Annotated in this window: 15 protein-coding genes and 2 pseudogenes; 8 read left to right on the top strand and 9 right to left on the bottom strand. The window is 32.9% G+C overall.

The features are described from left to right. Positions 1–8: 8 nt before the first annotated feature. From ABXT52_RS04730 to ABXT52_RS04700, 7 genes and pseudogenes are all read right to left on the bottom strand, one after another. Positions 9–1,433 (bottom strand): FMN-binding glutamate synthase family protein, encoded by a 1,425-nt coding sequence (locus ABXT52_RS04730; RefSeq protein WP_415271429.1) that lies wholly within the window; start codon positions 1,431–1,433, stop codon positions 9–11. After that, a complete protein-coding gene (locus ABXT52_RS04725; RefSeq protein WP_415271428.1) occupies positions 1,433–2,287 on the bottom strand; it encodes a GXGXG motif-containing protein in 855 nt (284 codons plus the stop codon). Before ABXT52_RS04725 ends, ABXT52_RS04730 begins: the two co-directional genes overlap by 1 nt. After that, a pseudogene (locus ABXT52_RS04720) lies at positions 2,275–3,220 on the bottom strand (class II glutamine amidotransferase). The gene ABXT52_RS04725 and the pseudogene ABXT52_RS04720 overlap by 13 nt, the downstream one beginning before the upstream one ends. Before the next feature lie 25 nt (positions 3,221–3,245). After that, complete coding sequence (locus tag ABXT52_RS04715) at positions 3,246–4,715, bottom strand: glutamine synthetase family protein (RefSeq protein ID WP_271521029.1); 1,470 nt, start codon at positions 4,713–4,715, stop codon at positions 3,246–3,248. 73 nt (positions 4,716–4,788) lie between these two features. Continuing rightward, positions 4,789–6,117, bottom strand: coding sequence for an NAD(P)/FAD-dependent oxidoreductase (locus ABXT52_RS04710; protein WP_271504400.1), 1,329 nt, complete (start codon positions 6,115–6,117; stop codon positions 4,789–4,791). A 102-nt stretch (positions 6,118–6,219) separates the two neighbouring features. Next, positions 6,220–6,570, bottom strand: a complete 351-nt coding sequence (locus ABXT52_RS04705) for a hypothetical protein (protein WP_271504403.1) — start codon at positions 6,568–6,570, stop codon at positions 6,220–6,222. A gap of 3 nt (positions 6,571–6,573) precedes the next feature. Continuing rightward, a pseudogene (locus ABXT52_RS04700) lies at positions 6,574–8,902 on the bottom strand (DUF1989 domain-containing protein). A 116-nt stretch (positions 8,903–9,018) separates the two neighbouring features. Here ABXT52_RS04700 and ABXT52_RS04695 point away from each other — a divergent pair. The 6 genes from ABXT52_RS04695 to ABXT52_RS04670 all read left to right on the top strand — a co-directional run bounded on the left by ABXT52_RS04695 (position 9,019) and on the right by ABXT52_RS04670 (position 14,716). Continuing rightward, on the top strand, positions 9,019–9,963 hold the full coding sequence (locus tag ABXT52_RS04695; protein WP_271523133.1) for an ABC transporter substrate-binding protein: 945 nt from the start codon (positions 9,019–9,021) through the stop codon (positions 9,961–9,963). 103 nt (positions 9,964–10,066) lie between these two features. Then, positions 10,067–10,510 carry a hypothetical protein gene (locus ABXT52_RS04690; protein WP_415271427.1) on the top strand — a complete coding sequence of 148 codons (444 nt, stop codon included), beginning with the start codon at positions 10,067–10,069 and terminating at the stop codon, positions 10,508–10,510. 10 nt (positions 10,511–10,520) lie between these two features. After that, positions 10,521–10,895, top strand: a complete 375-nt coding sequence (locus ABXT52_RS04685) for a hypothetical protein (protein WP_415271426.1) — start codon at positions 10,521–10,523, stop codon at positions 10,893–10,895. A 6-nt stretch (positions 10,896–10,901) separates the two neighbouring features. Then, positions 10,902–11,453 (top strand): hypothetical protein, encoded by a 552-nt coding sequence (locus tag ABXT52_RS04680; protein ID WP_415271425.1) that lies wholly within the window; start codon positions 10,902–10,904, stop codon positions 11,451–11,453. A 74-nt stretch (positions 11,454–11,527) separates the two neighbouring features. Continuing rightward, positions 11,528–12,559 (top strand): quaternary amine ABC transporter ATP-binding protein, encoded by a 1,032-nt coding sequence (locus ABXT52_RS04675; protein ID WP_415271424.1) that lies wholly within the window; start codon positions 11,528–11,530, stop codon positions 12,557–12,559. A 3-nt stretch (positions 12,560–12,562) separates the two neighbouring features. Continuing rightward, entirely contained in the window at positions 12,563–14,716 is a 2,154-nt protein-coding gene (locus ABXT52_RS04670; RefSeq protein ID WP_415271423.1) for an ABC transporter permease, read from the top strand. On the opposite strand, the gene ABXT52_RS04665 is transcribed toward ABXT52_RS04670, so the two are convergent. Together ABXT52_RS04665 and ABXT52_RS04660 are read right to left on the bottom strand one after the other, a co-directional pair. Next, the gene (locus tag ABXT52_RS04665; RefSeq protein WP_415271422.1) at positions 14,713–15,087 is read right to left on the bottom strand and encodes a cupin domain-containing protein; all 375 of its coding nucleotides are present in this window, start codon (positions 15,085–15,087) and stop codon (positions 14,713–14,715) included. The two genes, ABXT52_RS04670 and ABXT52_RS04665, sit on opposite strands and share 4 nt — an antisense overlap. Positions 15,088–15,107: 20 nt before the next feature. Beyond that, a complete protein-coding gene (locus tag ABXT52_RS04660; RefSeq protein WP_415271421.1) occupies positions 15,108–16,448 on the bottom strand; it encodes an NAD(P)-binding domain-containing protein in 1,341 nt (446 codons plus the stop codon). A gap of 80 nt (positions 16,449–16,528) precedes the next feature. On the opposite strand from ABXT52_RS04660, the gene ABXT52_RS04655 reads away from it, so the two are divergent. Beyond that, positions 16,529–17,557 carry a 2-dehydropantoate 2-reductase N-terminal domain-containing protein gene (locus tag ABXT52_RS04655; RefSeq protein ID WP_415271420.1) on the top strand — a complete coding sequence of 343 codons (1,029 nt, stop codon included), beginning with the start codon at positions 16,529–16,531 and terminating at the stop codon, positions 17,555–17,557. Then, positions 17,551–17,745 carry a hypothetical protein gene (locus ABXT52_RS04650; RefSeq protein ID WP_415271419.1) on the top strand — a complete coding sequence of 65 codons (195 nt, stop codon included), beginning with the start codon at positions 17,551–17,553 and terminating at the stop codon, positions 17,743–17,745. Before ABXT52_RS04655 ends, ABXT52_RS04650 begins: the two co-directional genes overlap by 7 nt. Positions 17,746–17,757: the final 12 nt, after the last annotated feature.

Below are 17,757 nucleotides of genomic sequence, written 5' to 3'. Positions count from 1 at the left end.
AATACTCCTTATATTTTGTGAAAGTTATCAACACCAACAGTATAGTTAGTTCCTGTCAACGGAACTTTAGCTAATGCAGATGACTCCATTGTTAGAGCAGCTAAATCTTCAGGCTCTAAAGAGTGAATATTAGTTTTACCACAAGCTCTTGCTAAAAGTTGAGCCTCTAATGTCATTGCATGAAGGTAATTATAAACTCTTAATGCAGCATCATTGGGATTTAATCTAGCTCTTAATTTAGGATCTTGTGTTGCAACACCAACTGGACAACGACCAGTATGACAGTGATAACATTCACCAGCTTTTACACCCATTTCTTTTTCAAAGTTTGCTTCTGGTATATCTTTATTACAGTTTAAAGCCATTAAAGCGCCAGTCCCAATTGCTATTGCATCAGCACCAAGTGCTAAAGCCTTCGCCATGTCAGCACCATCTCTAACACCACCAGCATAAATTAAAGTCACTTGTCCAGTTTTACCAACATCATCAATAGCTCTTCTTGCTTCTCTGATTGCAGCAATTCCTGGAATACCAGTATTTGCAGCAGCTATGTGAGGACCGGCTCCTGTTGAACCTTCCATACCATCTAAAAATATTGAGTCTGGATTACATTTTGCAGCCATACGAACATCGTCATAAACTTTTGATGCACCTAGTTTTAACTGAATTGGCACTTTATTTTTTGTAAGTTGTCTTAATTCTTCAACTTTTAAAGCTAAATCATCTGGACCTAACCAGTCAGGGTGTCTTGCTGGAGATCTTTGATCAATACCAGATGGTAGAGATCTCATTTCTGCAACTTGATCAGTAACTTTTTGACCCATTAAATGTCCGCCCATTCCAACTTTTTGCCCTTGACCAATAAATACTTCAATTGCATCAGCTAGTTGAGCGTGATGAGGATTAAAACCATATCTTGATTGAATACATTGGTAATACCATTTTTCAGAATATCTTCTTTCATCTGGAATCATTCCACCTTCACCAGAACATGTTGCACTTCCAGCCATTGTTGCTCCTCTTGCTAAAGCAGTTTTTGCTTCATAAGAAAGTGCTCCAAAACTCATACCTGTAATATATACTGGTATATCTAGTTCAATTGGGTTTTCACAATTTGGTCCAATTATAGTCTTTGTTTCACATTTCTCTCTATAACCTTCAATTACAAATCTTGTTAGAGTTCCTGGCAAAAAAACTAAATCATCAAATGTGGGAATTTTTTTCATCAATGCCATTCCACGCATTCTGTATCTTCCAAGTTGAGCTTTAATATGAATATCGTCTATGACTTCAGGAGTAAAAATAGCATTGTGACCTAACAGACTTTTGTTTCTTTTACCGTCTTCGTGTGCATGTACATCAGCTTTTCCACCAACACTTCCATTAGTTTTTTTTAATTTTTTACTATTTTTTTTAACTTTCTTTTTAGCCATTAGATAGCTCCTTTCTTTTCATGAGGTTCTAAATTATCATAGTTCCAAAGTTTTTTCCCTGCGACTATTTTTGTCATTTTACTAACATCAAATTTTTCACCTATCTCTGCAACTTTTAACTTTCTTTTTAGCCAGTCTTTATCAGTGTCTGTAAGATCTGATGGTACAGCATCACTTCCAAATGATCCTATTTTTCCACCAATGAATATTGTTCCATCATACATTGAGTCCCCTAAGTTTATTCCAACATCACCAAGAATAATTATTCTTCCTCTTTGCATCATAAAACCGGTGAATGCTCCAGCGTCACCACCAACAATGATAGTTCCACCCTTCATGTCAATCCCAGTTCTTGCACCAACACTTCCTTTACAAATTAAATCACCACCTCTTATTGCGGCACCAAAGCAAGATCCTGCATTTTTTTCTATAACAACTTTTCCTGCCATTAAGTTTTCAGCACAAGACCAGCCAACTCTACCATTAATTCTTACAGTGGGTCCATCACAAGAACCCATACCAAAATAACCCAAACTTCCTTCAAAAATTAAGTTCAACTTATTTAAAATACCAACACCTAAACTGTGTTTACCTTGAGGGTTTTTAATAACAATTGTTCCATAACCTTGGCTCATTAAATTGTCTATCTCTTTATTAGCCTCTGGAGCTGACATTTCTTTAACATCTAGCTCTGTTCTTTTATTAAAATCTACATCATAAGTTCCAAAATAATAAAGATTTTCACCTTCATCAGGATTAAAAAACTTTTGTTGAGTTCTTCCTGTTAACACCTCTGTGTGCATACCCATTGACTGGGACTTTGTTTTTTTTTCTGTAGTTTTTATATTTGCCATACTTTTACCTCCCCATCAAATGGATCATATGTATCTATCTCTTGTGGTAGAACTGATCTGATTGCTATTTCTTCTGAACCCATTGCTACTAAATCATCTGATTCATAAAGAACCAAAGGTTTTGCAGCCATAGTATCTTTCGCCATTCCTAAAGAATCTTTAGTTGCAACAAAATATGTAAATACTCCATCAAGACCTGTTAAAGATGCCTTCATACCCTCTTCAAGACTTGCTCCCTCTCTCATTTTTTGAGCAATATAAACAGCTATCAATTCTGAGTCACACTCAGACATAAATCTCATACCTTTATTCTCAAGCATTCTTCTATTATTCCAATAATTAGTTAATTGGCCATTATGAACTACAGAAACATCACTAAATGGATAACCCCAAAAAGGGTGAGCAGACTTAATATCAACTCCAGATTCTGTCGCCATTCTTGCGTGACCAATAGCGTGAGTTCCAACAAGTTTATCTAAACTATATCTATCACAAACCATTTGAGCATTTCCTAGATCTTTAATTACCTCTAATGATTTTCCCATAGATAAAATTTCAACACCTGGAATGCTTTCAATTTTTTGCGAAAAGTCTAATAGATCTTTTACGTCATATGCAAGTTCATATCTTAAAGAGTAGGGTAGAATTCTTTCCTCTTTAACAATTTTTGCACCCAACTCAGATAAATATTGGTCAACAATTTTTTTTTCTTTGATCATAAACCGAAACATCCTCCATTATAGAAGAACTTCCTTCACCAACATTTTCTCCAACTTTGAAACGCATAATAAAGTTTTTACCATCTGTATCTCCATACAATGCGTATCCAGTAGAGTCTTCTCCTCTATGTTTTAAAGCTTGAAGCATTCCTTGTAGCTCACTTCCTACATTGGATGATTTTCCTCTATGTATTAATCCTGCTATTCCACACATATATTTCCCCTATTTATATTAAAGATTACGGTAGACAGTCTAGATAAGTATCTAGATCCCACTGAGTTGTTGCACCTAAAAATCTTTCCCATTCATCATTTTTATACCAATGGAAAACTTTATACATTTCATCTGGCATAGCAGCTTTGATCACTTCATCTTCAGCTAAACGATCTAAAGCTTCACCTAGACTTAAAGGTAATTTTTTAACTTGTTTACCTGCGGCTTGAGCATCATACATACTTCTAGACTCAGGTTTTCCAGGATCAATATTATTTGTTATTCCATCATCAAAACATTTTAATAATCCAGATCCCATTAAATATGGATTATGCATTGAGTCAACTGAACGATATTCAAATCTTCCTGGTGCAGAAACTCTTAAACCACAAGTTCTGTTTTGAAATCCCCAGTCAGCATAAACAGGTGCCCAAAATCCAGTATCCCATAATCTTCTATAAGAATTTACAGTTGAAGATCCAATTGCAGTTAAAGCTCCTAAGTGTTTCATTACACCACCAATAGCTTTTAAACCAACCTTACCTGGTAATTGAATATCTTTAGTGTCTGGCATAAAAGTATTTGTTCCACCTTCAACGTAAGTGAATACTTCATCCATAGCAGGTAAAGATTTATGTGATAATTTATTTACTTTATCTTTTCCACCGGTCCATAAAGACATATTTGTGTGACAACCACTTGCAGACACACCCATAAAAGGTTTTGTCATAAAACAAGCTATTAAATTAAACTCTCTAGCAACCTGTGCACAAATTTGTCTATAAGTTGAAAGTCTATCTGCATTTCTTAAAACATCATCGTACATCCAGTTCAATTCTAATTGTCCTGGCGCATCTTCATGATCTCCTTGAATCATGTCAAAACCCATTGCTCTTGCGTATTCAAAAACTTTCATAAATACAGGTCTTAACGACTCAAATTGGTCAATATGATAACAATATGGTTTAGAAAAACCTTTACCTGTTGGTGACCCATCTTCATTTTTAGTCAACCACATCATTTCAGGCTCAGTTCCAACTCTTAATTGATACCCATGTTTCTTTTTAAATTCTTGAGCATGTATTCTTAAATTACCACGGCAATCTGATGTTAAATGTGCTCCTGGATTTTCTCTTTCTTCTCTATTTCTAAAGCAAGTAACGAATACTCTTGCAACTTTTTTATCCCATGGAAGCTGACAAAATGTTTCAGGATCAGGTATACCAACTAGCTCTTTAGCTTCTGGTCCATAACCAATATAATCCCCATGACGATCAACAAATAAGTTTGCTGTAGCACCATAAACTAGTTGAAAACCTTTTTCACAAGTTCTTTCCCAGTGATCAGTTGGAATACCTTTACCAACTACTCTTCCAGTGACAGAAATAAATTGAAAAAAAATATATTCAACACCTAGCTCATTAATCTTAGCTCTAACTTGCTTTACTAATTTATCTCTGCCAGGTTGCTTAACGTGTTTTTCTAGATCTGTCATTATCTCTCCCTCTAATGAATTTTTAATTTTGTAAACCGTAACTGAAAAATTTATTAGTGTCTAGGCTAGAAGTTTAACTCCAAGGGAAGGGACTGTTAGAAGTAGGATGAAGTTCACCCTTCTCGTAACGGTTGAATCTAAACGGCTTTAATAAATCACTTTCAGTTCCAAGAATTTCTTTTGCAACAAGTTCACCAACACCAATCATTTTATATCCATGGTTTGCATCTGCAATCATGTAAACATTTTCTAAAAATCTATCGAAGATAGGAAAGTTATCAGGTGTCATACATCCAAGACCACCTGACGGTCCTTTTCTATATAAATCTGATTTACCTTCAAATCTTTTTTGACAATGCGCTAGAGCTGAACACCACATATCATTAAAGTCTTCAGTCGTTTGAAACTCAGGAGACTCAAGTCCGTAAGGATCAACATCTACTTTGTCAAAATGCTTATCAACTATGTAAGGAGAAGTTCCACCTTGAACACCAAGCCCTTCAATGTCTGGCTTATAATAAATTCCCCAAAGATCTTCTGTAATTAGTTTTTTAGTTTTATCTGAGTATAATGGTGCAGTTGAGTCAACATGCATTACGGGAGGTTGACCTCCATCATTCATTTTTAGAAAATCTTTATCAACACCAATAACACCTTCTTGCAACATCCAATATTTCCACATATCTTCTTTATGAAATTTTCCATCTTGTCCTTTTATATTTGCAAATTTTGGAAGTTCTAACATATTCCAAAAATCTCTAACCCATGGACCAGCACCAACAACTACCTGTTCGCACTCAATAATTCCTTTGTCTGTTTCAACACCAGTAACAGCTTTACTGTTACTTCCTCTTTTAAATCCTGTAACTTTTACACCTTTAACTACATTTACCCCGTTAGTAACAGATTTACTTTCAAGAGCTTTAATAGAATCTTTATTAAATGCATAACCACCTTTTTTTTCATGAAGTATGGATGTGATACCTTGGGCTTGCCAGTCATCAAACATTCCCTTCATGTATTTAGTACATTCTTTTTCACCCTCTATAAACTCTGATTCATATCCAATAGCTTTTTGTTGTTCATAAATTGAAGCAACATCTTCATGCATTACTTCTGGAGATATTTGCAAATATCCTACAGCGTTATATTTCCAAGCTTTAGGGTCACTTTCCCAGACTGAAACAGAGTGAGCCATTAACTCTCTCATAGCTGGTTGAAAATAATTATTTCTTATAACGCCACAAGCTATTCCACTTGCACCAGCTGCAGTATCTTTTTTTTCAAGAATTACAATGTCACCAGGATTTTTATAAGTTTCTGAAAGTTTCCAAGCTGTGCTTAGACCGTGAATTCCGCCACCGATGATAACTACTTTAGCTTTAGTTGGTAGTGTTGACATTTAAAAACAATATTTTTCCTAAAAAGTAATTAATATAATTATTTTTATAACTAAATTTTATATATAAAAAATATTAACTTAATGAGATTGTTAAATTAGCTACTAATAACTTAGCTTTTTTAAAGTGACCAGGTATTCTTTGAACTCATTAATAAAAGTCTCACTCGGAATGATATTTTTTATTCGCTGATCAGTTGAAGTTTTTTCCAAACGAAAGAATCCTTTTTCACAAGCCTCATTAATTATTAAAGCAGATTTTGGTCTGGAGGTTTTAAACAATTTTGTTTTTAGTCCTTCAACAGAAAGCTTTTCATTAAGTTTGTAAGCCGACATTACAAGTAGCATCATATGGTAATGAGAAGGGGACTTTCTAAAAAAATAGTTACTTGATGTATGTGATTGCTTCATCTGGTCTTCCCAAAAATTTAAAAGATCTTTGCTGTTATCAGGCATTTGTTACGCCCTAACTCTTGATTTTGTTGGATCGTAGAAAGGAAATGGAACAACTTTCGCTCCAATTCTTTTTTGATGACCATCAAGCTTACCAATTTCAACTTCAGTTCCAATCTCAGAATATTTTACATCTATTCTACAAAGAGCAATATTTTTTCCAAGCTTAGGTGATAGCATCCCACTTGTTATCACACCTATTTGACCACGGCCTATGTGAACACAGTCCCCATGGACTGCTGGTTCATGACCTACTAATTCAAGACCAACTAATTTTTTTTGTGGATTTGCTTTTCTTTTAATTAACTCTTCTTTACCTATAAAGTCATCTTCTTTAGTTTTAAGTGGAACTGTAAAACCAATTCCTGCTTCAAAGGGATCTGTTTGATCATCAAACTCATAACCATAAAAAATAAGTCCAGCTTCAATACGAACCATATCTAAAGCTTCCAATCCTAATGGAGTAATATTAAATTCTTTTCCTGCTTCCCAAACCTTATCCCAAACTTCAGAAGCATCTTTTGGATGACACCATATTTCATATCCAAGTTCACCAGTATACCCTGTTCTTGAAATCATAATTGGAGTTCCTGTTTCATGATCTATTCTTGCAATATTAAATTTAAACCATTCAAGTTCAGTTATTGCTGGTTGGATTGGTGCTGTCCATACAAACTTTTCTAAAATTTTTCTACTATTTGGACCTTGAACAGCAATGTTGTGAATGTGATCTGTTGCAGATTTTATCCAAACTTTGTAATTTTTTTTCTTAGCTTGTTCTTTTAACCACTCGCCACTGTATTCATCTCCCCCAATCCACCTAAAGTTATCTTGCCCCATTTTAAATAAAGTTCCATCATCCAGCATGCATCCATTTTCATAACACATAGCTGTATAAACAACTTGGCCTACAGATAATTTTTTAACATTTCTAGTTAATGTGTATTGCATTAGGTTTTCAGCATCAGGACCTAAAATTTCAAATTTTCTAAGAGGAGAAAGGTCAGTTGCTATCGCACTTTCTCTACAAGCTGTGTATTCTTTTATAGTTCCTGAATTCGTAAAATTATTAGCAAGCCAAAAACCTTTATACTCAACAAAGTTTCTTGTTAGCTCTGATGTCTTTTTATGGAAACCTGTTTCTTGAGTTAGTTTTGGTTCAGAGTCTGTTTTCATTCTAAATGCTATTGCCTTTGAATACTTTTTTTCCTTTGAATAAGTCCTAACAAATATATCGGTGGGATTCCAGCCATTTGCAGCATCAACATCACAAGGACAAGCAGAAGATATGCATGTTAGATCTTTTAATGCTCTAAATAAAACATAATCTCCTGGTCTTGACCAAGGCTCATCAAAAGTTGCAACATTATTATCATCAATTCCTGTGTTAAAAAAAAAGGTTTATAGCAGACCAACTTTTTCTAGAATTGATGTCATATTTTTCTAGCCCTTTATTAAAATTATCTGTGCAATTAATGTGGCCCATATAACCCATATCTTCATAATATTTTGAGGTACAGGCAAGATTGAATGTATCGTGTCTTCCAACGGTATCTCTTACAACTTCAACCATAGCTTCATGATCACCATCATAAAACTTTGAAAATAAACCAGGTCCAGGGTAAGCACTACCCATAAAAGTTCTGGTTGCCTTATCATCTATGATACTTTCAATTCCATCATTTAATTTTTGTGTATCAAAAGCTAAAAAATCTGAACATTGTCTTCCACCTGGATCAATTATTTGAATATATTCACCAGCCTTAACATTATAAGTTTCTGCAGTTCTTCTTTTAACAAGCTGCTCTATAATTGGGTCACTTAATGGATCTGGTAAAATGAATTGTTCATCTGTTTCTATAAATTTAGCCTTAGATAAAAAAATTGTTAAATCTGTTGGTGGATTCTGCTCATGAACATTCATAGCACCGCCAGGAGCTGCAATCATAACTATACATTTGTCTTTTGAAGTTAGCGTTATTTTTTCACCCATTACACAATCATTATTAAAAATAATTGATGCCTTAGCATTGTGTAACTCTAAGTTTTTTTTCTTTAAAATTTTTGAAATTTTTTCATCATTAGAAATAGTTTTTTTTGAAAAATCTGCGTTAGAATTTTCTTTTAAACTTAAAATAGATAAATCAGATTTACCATGTGAATTGAAAACAACTACTTCACAAATTTGCTGTCCCTCATCATTAATAATTTCTATTTTGTCTTCTGGTAAAACTTCTATTAATGATAGGCCACCACCTTTTACAAAATATCTTTCAACTCCTGGTAGTAAAGTTCTTAACCCAGGATTTCTTATATCATTACTAGTATGTAGCATAGTCAGTATAAATTTTAATAATTTAGGTTTAGCTTAATATAATCATAAGGGATTGACTATAAATTTAATAAGTGAGAACATAAGTCATTAAACTTAATATTGAGGGAGAGAATATAATGAAGAAAATAGTATCATTAATATCTGCCCTAGTAATTTCAGTAGTTAGTTTTGCTGGAATATCTAATGCAGCAGATAGTAAAAAACCTATCGTAATTCCAACTCATAACTGGTCAAGTCAAATTGTAATGGCCCATGTTATCGGTGGAATTTTTGAAAGTATGGGAAATAATGTAAAATATGTAAACACAGACTCACAAGCTGTTTATGAAGCAATTCGTATCGGTGATGTAAGTTTATCTCATGAAGTATGGGAATCTGCGTTTGGAAAATCATTCACTACAGCGCTAGACAAAGGTGGTTTGGTTGACTGGGGAGATCATGAAGCTAGAACGCTTGAAGATATGGGGTATCCAAACTGGGTTACTGAAAAAGGACTATGTCCTGGTCTTCCAGACTGGACTGCATTAAAGAATCCAGCTTGTGCTAAAAACTTTACAACACCTGACTCAGGTGGAAAAGGACGAATGCTAGAAGGTCCACAAAGTTGGCATGGAGATTTAATACCTCAAAGAGTTGATGCTTTAGGGCTTGGAGATCTTTGGACTGTTAAATTTGCTGGAAGTGCAGATGCACTTTGGGCTGAACTTAAAGCAGCTGAAAAAGAAGGAAGAGGAACTATAATATTTAACTGGACACCAAACTTCACAGATGGTGCTGGTTTTACTTTTATAGATTTCCCTCCATATTCAGCAGGTTGTAGACCAGAAGACGGTGGTGATGGAAAATGTGGTTCGCCAGATGGTTATTTGAAAAAAGCTGTAACTGCAGACTTTCCAAAAACACATCCAGCGGCAGCAGCGGCATTTAAAAAAATGTCATTCTCTACAAGTCACATTGGTGCAATGGCTGCTTTAGTTGACCTTGACAAAATGACTCACGAAGATGCAGCTAAAAAATGGTTAGCTGATAATAAGAGTGTTTGGCAAGCTTTTACTAAATAAGGGTAACAGTTAATAAATTGAAATCTCTCCCAACAATGTTGGGGGGGATTTTTTTTAAAGAATGTGCTTTCGCACAAATTCAAATTACGGACCTTTTAATTAAATGATAAAGTTTTTTTTATATATATCTATCAGTCTATTAGTTTTTAATTCTTCTTTTGCAAAAAATATAGACATACAAGAGGATATTAAAATTGGTTTTGTATGTGAACTAGAAAAGAAAATACTCAAGAACTCAGAATATAATTATAAAACTTTTTTAGCAAAAGATTTAGATGATCAAAATTTAGATAAATTTGAAATCGATGCAAAACAACCAGAAAAACTTTTGATTAACGGGTTATCATTGTTTCTCTCACAAACTGCAAAATTTGAAGTAAAAGTTGTAAATAAAGACATAGTTTTATTCAAAGCTTTTGATGAAGGAAAAAATTATTCAGAATCAGGTATAATTAACAGAAAATCGGGTGAATTAGTTCACGAAATTACAATAGGTATAAAAAGTGATAATCTTGAAAAAAATATTTCTTTTTACTTATGCAGCTGAATTTAAAAAAATGAAAAAATATTTATTTTATATAGCTTTAAGTTTTTTAGTTGCAACTTCAGTATCAGCTCGAAAGACAGGCTGTGAAGGAAATTGTAAAGATGGCTTTGGTAAATGGACTTACACTGACAAGACAACATACGAAGGTAATTGGGTTGGCACACAAAAACAAGGACAAGGAGTCGAGACTTGGCCTAATGGATATATTTATAAAGGTGAGTTTAAAAATAGTGTGTGGAGTGGAAATGGTATTTTAACATTTCCAAATGGAGCAACTTATGATGGGGAATGGGCCAATGGCTTTATGAATGGAGAAGGAACATTTACATGGTCTGATGGAAAAGAAAAAAAAGGAATTTGGAAAAATGGTAAATTTCAAGAATAGATAAAAATGTTACAAAATATATATTTAAATAGATTAAAGAAGATATCCGAGCCAGTTAGACAATTTGGAGGCCTTGTCATCTTAATAATTGTTCTAATTTTTTTCTTTGCTATCTTAAATAATATTTTTGGTGAGGGTGAAGAGCTAATTGCTAAAATGAAAATAGAAGAAGAAAGAATTGAAGAGACAAGAAAACAAAATGAACTGATTTCAAGTTTACCATCAGGAATTTTAGTATTTTATGAAGGAACCGATCATTATAAATTGTCTTTAGAGCAATATGAAAAAGTCTGCAATGCAACAAAGATTATCCCACAGCGTGCAATTATGGGTGCCAATTTTTTGAATTTTAGAGCACATCACATTTATACTATTAATGGAAATAAAATTGATGAAACGTTTGTAAAATGGAATAAGGAAAATAATAAATGCTTCGCAGGCTTTACAGTGAGCGGAAATAATGTTGGGGTGGATGAAAAGATCACTGTCAGTGGTGAAGTATTAAATTTTTTAAGTACTGGAATTGATACAAGAGTTTATTTTATTAAAAATTTTTAAGGAGAAAAAATAATAAGTATAAATAATATAAAAAGTGTTTTTTATTTTTATTTCGTATAACTTATTAAAACATTATGACTGATACAGTAATAAAATGTGAATCTGTTTACAAAATTTTTGGTACTAATGCCAAAAAGATGCTCAAAGAGGCAAATGGAAATGTAGATGCCAAAGCATTTCAAGAAAACGGATGTATAGTGGGTGTGAACAATGCTTCTTTTGAGGTTTCAAAAGGTGAAATGTTAGTTGTGATGGGTTTATCAGGCTCAGGGAAATCAACATTATTAAGATGTATTTCTAGATTAACAGATGCAACTGCTGGAAAAATTTTTATAGAAGGTCAAGATTTGCTTTCATTAAGCAATAAAGAACTGATTGAACTTAGAAGAAATAAAATGGGTATGGTATTTCAAAGCTTTGCTTTACTTCCTCACAAAACGGTTGTGGAAAATATTGCTTTCCCACTTCAAATCAAAGGCATTAAAACTAAAGATAGTATCAATAAAGCAATGGAAATGGTTAAGCTTGTTGGTCTTGATGGTAGAGAGAATTATTTTCCAAGAGAACTTTCTGGTGGACAACAGCAAAGAGTAGGTATTGCTCGATCATTAGCGGTTGAACCTGATATTTGGTTTTTAGATGAACCATTTTCTGCATTAGATCCATTAATTAGAAAAGAGATGCAAGATGAATTTTTGAGACTTCAAGAAAAATTACAAAAAACAATTATGTTTATCACACATGATTTTGATGAAGCTTTAAAACTTGCTGACCGTATTGCAATAATGAAAGATGGTATAATTGAACAACTAGATACCCCAGCTAACATTGTATTAAATCCAGCAACAGAATATGTAAAAAAATTTACTGAAGAAGTTCCTAGAGAAAAGGTTTTAAAAATAGAAGACGTGATGGAAAAACCAAATAATGAAAATTCAAGTGATTTAAAAGTTTTAAGAAGTGAAATAATTGAAAATGTTGCTGAAAAAATCTTAACTCAAGAAAAATCAGTATCTGTAATTGATGAAAATAATCAAATTGTTGGCAGTGTTCATCCTTCAAAAATAATACACACAGTCTTTGGTGGAAAAAAAAACAATGAATAAAATATGGAATTATTAAAAAAATATCCAAAAGTATTTCAATGGTTATTTTTGTTAGTTGCTTTTTTTACTTTATGTTTTGCAATTGAAGTTCCAGAAACTTATAAATTTATTAGAGGTCAAGCAGAATTCATTAAAGATCCAAATCAAAGCACTTACACGCTCTTTGGCGCAGAAGTAAGGTATTATGCATTTGATGTTTTTTGGAGACTACCTCCTTTGCTTGGATGGTTACCTATATGGATAAATGATTCATTATTTTTTTTAATGAATGATTGGATGCCAATGGAATTTTGGAATGAAGATACTCAAGAATTTAAAACACGACCTCTAGTTTTACAAATAACAAGAAATTTAACCTCATTTATAACATTTCTCATAGAATTAATAAGAGAGATTTTATTAGGTGGTGTTGAAACTATTGTTGCATTTACAAGTTGGGATTGGATAAGTGAAAATTCATGGGCAGAATTGCCGGGATTGCCTTGGACAATTGTTGCTGCAGGTGCAGCGGTACTTGGATATAAATTAAGTGGCAAAGGTCTAGCGCTATTCGCTGCTATAGTTATGATTTATATTTCTATTTTTGGTCAATGGAAACCTTCGATGCAAACACTTTCTTTTATATTGGTTGCAGCACCACTATCTTTTATTTTTGGTTTGAGTTTAGGAATTGCAGCGTTCAAAAGTAAACGTGTGGAGAAAGCTTTATACCCAATACTTTTAGTTATGCAGACTATGCCTCAATACGCAGTATTGGTTCCTGCAATTGTCCTCTTTGGTGTTGGAGATCATGCTGGAGTAATTATAACTATGGTTGTAGCTGTTCCACCAATGATATTACTAACTTTGTTAGGTCTTAGAGGGGTATCGCCTGAAGTTATTGAAGCTGGTAAAATGAGTGGATGTAATAATTTACAACTTATGTTTAAAGTATTAATCCCAACTGCAAGAAGGGATATTTTGATTGGAGTAAATCAAGTTATCATGGTGTGTTTTTCTATGGCAGTAATTTCAGCGTTTATAGGTGCCAAAGGTTTAGGATTTAATTTATTATTAGCTTTAAATCAGCTGAACATCGGATTGGCATTGGAAGCAGGTTTATGTATTAGTTTGATTGCGATATTGTTGGATAAATTATCTTTAGCTTGGGCAAATAAGCAAATAGATTATTTTGGTAACTTAACTTTTTTTCAGCGCTATAAAAATACATTATTTTTTTCTGGTGCAATATTGATTGGAATCATATTTGCTTATGTAGGATCTTTTTATTTTAAAGAAGATTTTAATTATTTATATGAAATTCCACATAACAAGGGAATATCAACTGCAGATTTTTGGAACAAAGGTGTTGATTGGATTTGGGATACTTTCTTTCAAACTTTAAAAATTTTTAATACATGGTTGATAGTTGATGTATTGCAGCCTATGCGTGCTGCTTATTTAAGAATGCCTATTGTTGCAACCTTTGTTCTAGTTATGGGAGCAGGTTATATAATTGGAGGAATACGTTCAGCTTTTGTAGTGGGTGCATTGACATTATTTATAGCATTAAGTCCGTGGTGGGACAGAGCTTTAGTTACTACATATATGGCAACTTTTGGAGTTATCTTATCTTGTATAATTGGCTTTACTGTTGGAACTTTATGTTTTCAGAATAAGCATACAACAAGTTTTATGTTAGGAGTCTGTGATATTTTTCAAACATTCCCTTCATTTGTATACTTAATTCCAGTAATGATGCTTTTTGGAGTTACAGACACATCAGTATTAATTGCAGTAGTTGTTTATGCAACTATACCTGCAACGAGATATACCATTGAAGGGTTGAGAAGTGTTCCAGCTTCATTGCATGATGCTGCTTCAATGTCGGGTGTAACAAAGATGCAAAGGTTGTTAAAAATAGAATTCCCTTTAGCACTTCCTCACATGATGCTTGGTTTAAATCAAACAATTGTATTTGCGTTATTTATGGTAATTATTGGAGCATTCATTGGAACAGAGGATTTGGGACAATATATTTTAAAAGCCATATCTGATAAAAAAGGTGCAGGTATTGGGTTAACACTGGGTATTTGTGTTGCCTTTATAGGACTAGTATTTGACCATCTAATTCGAACTTGGGTTGGGCAAAGAAAAAAACATCTTGGTATTGATTAGTTAAAATACTCAACTTCAGAAAAACGATCTGTCGGAAAAATCCAATAGAATTCCAAGGTTTCGGTTCCAACATTCTTTAAAGCATGCTTTGCATCTCCTGCAATATAAACTACATCACCTTTTTTAATTTCTTCTAGATCACCAGATTTATTTAACATTCCTTTTCCACTGGTAACTACATATATTTCTGCAGGCGAGTGATAGTGTAGGGTTAAATCTCCTCCAGGAGCAATTTCAGCAAAACCAAGTGAAAGTCCAGAACTTCCCATAAAATCTGCATCAATTAAAAACTTCCACCTAACGCCTGGGTATTTCTCAGTTGTTGACCACTCTTGATCAGAGACAGATTTAAGGTTTTTTACAAAAATCATGCAAAATCAAAACTTATTGATTATTTTTTGGGTTGATCTAAAAAAGTTTTTAAAGAATCATCCATCGCAACTTCCCAATCTGTATGATGTTTTGGGCCAATTGATCCAGTCACAGGTGAGGCAAAGGACTTATTTCTATATGTCATAATATTTTCTACCTTATGATGCTCCCATTCTTTAAAAGTTTTTCTAATTAATTCAAAATCAATTTTTGGATAATCAGATAAATCGTGAAGTTCTTTTGTGTACTCTGTTTGGAAATCGATCATTTGATCTGCATTTTCTAACTTTTCTTCAAGAGATACCCATTTATTGATATCTTTTTCAATCTCTGAGTCACTTGGAACTTTAATTTTCCCCATTATAACATCTCTTGCAAACCAAGCCTGACAATCAAACATATTAAAAGTATGAAATTGATCTTGCATACCTAGGTATATTAATTTGTGATTATTTTGCCAAACCACACCCTTATATAATTTTGGTGGATATAATCTGTTCCCTGTTTTTAATTTAAGACCTTCAGATATAAAAGGAAAATGATGGAGATATCCTGTGCATAAAATTACAGCATCTGTTTCTTGTATATGACCGTCTTTAAATATTGCCTTATTACCTTCAAGTCTATCTAGGTGAAAAACTTCTTTCATTCCATCAGGCCATTTAAATCCCATTGGATTATGTCTATAAGCTATAGTCACACTTTTTGCCCCATACTTATGACATTGGAGAGCTACATCTTCTGCAGAATAGCTGCTTCCTAAAACAACAACATTTTTATCTCGAAATTCTTCAGCATCTCTAAAATCATGAGAGTGCATTATTCTTCCAGGAAACGCTTTCATTCCTGGATATTCTGGAATAAACGGAACTGAGAAATGACCAGTTGATACAATTACATAATCAAAAACATCTTTTGAAATTTTATCATTCTTTTTATCACGATAAGTAACTTCAAAATTTTTACCACCAAAAGACACATTGCTAACAGAGGTATTAAATTTAATTTTAGACTTTAAATTTCCCTTTTTAACTCTACCCAAAATATAATCGTATAAAACTTCTCTGGGTGGAAAAGATGGAATTGGTTTTCCAAAGTGTTCATCAAACGAATAGTCAGCAAACTCTAGGCATTCTTTAGGACCGTTTGACCAAAGGTATCTATACATGCTGTTAGGTACAGGGTCGCCGTATTGGTCAGAACCTGTTCTCCAACTGTAATTCCATAAGCCTCCCCAATCTTCTTGTTTATCAAAACAAACTATTTCGGGTATCTTTTCACCTTTTTTTTCAGCTTGTTCAAAAGATCTCAAAGCAGATAAACCACAAGGCCCAGCACCAATAATTGCTACTTTTGTCATAAAATCACCTCTCCCTAATAAATTTATAACTGTACTTTACCAACAAAATGCTAAAAATTAATATAAAAAAATACAGTATTATGAAAAAAATTATTATTATTGGTGCTGGAGCAATGGGGTCAGCATTCGCTGTGCCATGTTTAGAAAATAAAAATGAGGTAACACTTGTTGGTACGCATTTAGAAGATGATTTAATAAATAATATTCAATTAAATAATAATTTCCATCCAGCTTTAAATATTGAATTACCATCAAAATTGAAGGTAGAAAAATTTGAAAAATTACAATCAATACTAGAAGGTGAGGTAGATATAATTGTTGCTGGAGTTAGCTCTGTAGGAATTGAATGGTTTGTTAATCAAATATCAAAAAAATATAAGAAAAATACTCCCATTATTTTATTAACAAAAGGTTTAGCCATAGAGGGCAATGAATTGATAACACTTTCAGATAAAATTAAAAAACTTCTCAAGGAAAAAGGTCATGAAGAAGTAAATATTTCAGCAATCAAAGGACCTTGTTTAGCAGCTGGTCTTGCATATAAAATGAGAACTGGCACTGTTATTGCAAACCCAGATATTAAAGAAACTGAAAAATTAAAAAAAATTATATCAACAAATTATTATTCGACAGAAGTGTCAGATGATTTAACTGGTATCGAGTTATCAGGTGCAATTAAAAATATTTATTCAATGTTAATTGGAGCTTCTGAAGGATTAAGCAATTCAAAAGCACCTAAGGAAATTCAATCTAAATATTATTTAAATACATCAGCCTCATTAATTCATAGATCAATTTCTGAAATGGTTGAATTTGTTTCTTTCTATGGAGGAAGAGCAGAAACTGTTTATGGCTTAGCTGGTTTAGGAGATTTATATGTAAGTGCAATAGGGGGAAGAAATAGTTTGATGGGAAAATATTTAGGTGAAGGATATTTATATAAAGAAGCTAAAGAAAAATTTATGAAAAATATTACAGTAGAGGGTGCGCAACTTGCATTAGAAATTGGACCTAAAATTTTACAAGATCTTAATTCTAAACATTTTCCATTAATGTTTAGTATGCTACACACTATATGTGAAAATAAGAAATTAGAAATTCAATGGTAAAAAATATATTAATATTTGTTTTTATAGTCCTTGGAATGGTGGTTATTTTAAATTTTAGCGATTATAATTTAAAAAGAGCTGTCGATGCCTGCCTAGCTGGAAGTCAAAAATTATCCAAATCAAAAATTACAGATCTTGAAGAAGCTAAAAAATTTTGTGAAGAAGAAATTAAAAAAAATAAAAATTAAAAAGAGATCCTT

It is taken from the genome of Candidatus Pelagibacter sp. Uisw_121 (genome assembly GCF_047722545.1).
GTDB lineage: Bacteria > Pseudomonadota > Alphaproteobacteria > Pelagibacterales > Pelagibacteraceae > Pelagibacter.
This window is presented reverse-complemented; position numbering and strand designations above follow the sequence as displayed.